We start from the raw sequence: 2,457 nt of genomic DNA, 5'->3' as shown, positions 1-2,457 counted from the left end.
GTGCGGGGATAATCGCCAAGAGCGCCGAAAGTGTTTGATCGCGCAGTCTGGTGAGCTTGCAGTTCCCGACCTCATCAGGTGGGCAACCGTCGTGCAAAAGCACGATTGCACCTGGCCGAGCAGCAGCGAGTACCGCGTCAACGATAGAATCGACTCCGGGACGGGACCAGTCTCTCGGGTCTATCGACCAGTGAACAGGTCGAAGTCCGGCGTTCATGGATCTTGAAAGGACATCCGCGTTCCAAGCGCCGTATGGCGCTCGTATATGTTGAACCGCAACTTGGGGACACGCCGAGACAATGGCTTCGTTTGTCTCCTTTATCTCTCGTTCGATCGCGTCCGAGTCACAGGCCGTAAGATCGGGGTGGGTCATCGTGTGGTTGGCGACCAAGTGACCTTCTGCCGCAACACGGCGGACGAGATCGGGATGGTCTTTGACATACGCGCCGAGGACGAAAAAGGTGGCTGGTACGCGGTGTTCGGCGAGCACATCCAGGATCTGGCCAGTACATTCCGGATTGGGACCGTCGTCGAACGTCAGGTAGATGCTACGATCGTCGCTCCCGCCGTCATCCAACGGCACTTCGCTTATATAAGAGCGCCGCTTCATAGCTCGCACCCGTTTCGTTCGATCAATGATCCGGAAGGCCACTCGCTCATCGGTCGTCCTATCGGAAATACCAGGACGAGCACGTCTTCGGTGCGCGTAGAGGGCATATTGGGCAGCACATCTGGAAGGGTCGAGCGTACACGAACCCCCGTGACGATATTGGAGATACCGTCTCGGCAGAATCTCTCCACGTGGTTCCGCATAGCATGTCGGACGGTGCCGAACGCGAACGGCACCGCCAGTTCCTGCAAAGCCGGAGCCAAAGCGCGGATCGAGTGAGCGATTCCAAGCCCCTCCAGATCCGGGCGCACTCCATACAAGCCAAGTTCGGCGACCAGCAAATCGGTGTCGCCGACTTTTATGAAACGACGCAGCAAACCCATGTGGCTGGCTATGCCTTTCGAATCGTACGCAATTGCGCGACGTTCCGGTCTCGCACCCGCCCAGCTTCTGCCAGTCTCAAAAGGTTTGGCATTGAACTCTCCTGTCGGGCCATAGGTCGCTCGAAAAAAATTGGACAATTCCGCATGGTCCGACGGTTCGAGATCATTTTCCCAGGATATTTTCCACCGCACTCCAGCAGACATGCAAAGCTCCAGTTCGTTTCTCAGCCAATAAGCCAAAAGCAGCAGAGATTGGTGCAGGCGCACATGCTGATCGGGCCGCTCGTCGTCAATTTGCGACAGATACGATCCGCCTCCGCTCGCTAGTTTGCTTTGGCGCCTTGATAAGTTCCGGCCTTTTTAATAAGCACTCCGAAAGATTGGTAAAATTGATTGTTTGGATCACAATCATCTACATCATGGATCGAATATGCGTTTTAAGGGCCTGGATCTAAATCTTCTCGTGGCGCTCGATGCTTTGATGACCGAGCGGAAGCTCACCGCGGCAGCGCGCAGCATCAACCTCAGTCAACCAGCCATGAGCGCAGCCATCGGCAGGTTGCGCGCCTACTTCAATGACGAGCTGTTTGTGATGCAGCAGCGCAGACTTGTCCCGACACCGCGAGCCGAGGCGCTCGCCCCTGCGGTTCGCGAAGCTCTACTTCAGATTCAGCTCTCGGTGATTGCGTGGGATCCATTGGTCCCGGCGGAATCTGACCGGTGCTTCAGAATCGTTCTGTCCGATTTCATGACGCTGGTATTCTTCGAAAAGGTCATAAAGCGCGTAGCGCGAGAGGCACCCGGCGTCAGTTTTGAATTACTCCACATGATTGATTATCCGGACGAACGTCTCCACGGCGGAGATGTGGATTTTTTGATCCTTCCAAAACAGTTCATGTCAGCCCCTCATCCCAGTGCGAAGCTGTTTGGGGAGAARCTCGTGTGYGTCGGCTGCCCTAAYAATCARCAGCTGCRCGGGAAGCTTTCCCTYGAGCRATTYATGTCGMTGGGACACGTCGCGACCATGTTTGGGCGTACTTTGAAGCCATCCRTTGAACAATGGCTRTTGCTRGAGCACGGTTTTAAGCGGCGTATCGAAATCGTGGTCCAGGGCTTTAACGCGATCCCGATGTTACTWCAGGGGACGAATCGGATATCAACCCTTCCCTTGCGGCTTGTCAGACATTTCGCACCGACGATTCCCTTACAGATCGTAGATCATCCACTGCCTCCTCTTTCGTTCACAGAAGCTATACAGTGGCCCTTGCTTCACAATTCCGATCCCGGCAACATCTGGATGCGTAACATAATTTTGGAGGAGGCTTCGCGCATTGAGGCATCCGCTGAAGGATGCTCTCAAGCGGCCAGAGCGGCCTAATTCTGGTCGAGCTGCATTAGCTCGAAGGATGTCGCTTCAGGTGGTGGCAACTCGCCCACTTCCTGCATTGATCAATCGAATCGGTT

At 55.2% G+C, this 2,457-nt stretch carries 3 protein-coding genes; 1 reads left to right on the top strand and 2 read right to left on the bottom strand.

All coding sequences use genetic code 11. The annotated features are described in order from the left end of the window. Both nodB and AC1D1Z_RS36325 read right to left on the bottom strand, forming a co-directional pair. A partial coding sequence (gene nodB, locus AC1D1Z_RS36330) for a chitooligosaccharide deacetylase NodB (protein ID WP_477853648.1) occupies nt 1-610 on the bottom strand: 610 nt, incomplete at its 3' end. Beyond that, nucleotides 607-1,197, bottom strand: a complete 591-nt coding sequence (locus tag AC1D1Z_RS36325) for a NodA family N-acyltransferase (protein ID WP_081295649.1) — start codon at nt 1,195-1,197, stop codon at nt 607-609. The genes AC1D1Z_RS36325 and nodB, both read right to left, overlap by 4 nt. A 226-nt stretch (nt 1,198-1,423) precedes the next feature. Between AC1D1Z_RS36325 and AC1D1Z_RS36320 the strand changes: the two genes are divergently transcribed. Further along, nucleotides 1,424-2,371 (top strand): LysR family transcriptional regulator, encoded by a 948-nt coding sequence (locus tag AC1D1Z_RS36320; RefSeq protein WP_477853646.1) that lies wholly within the window; start codon nt 1,424-1,426, stop codon nt 2,369-2,371. Nucleotides 2,372-2,457 lie beyond the last annotated feature (86 nt).

This window comes from Rhizobium sp. P1_E1, assembly GCF_056406015.1.
This window is presented reverse-complemented; position numbering and strand designations above follow the sequence as displayed.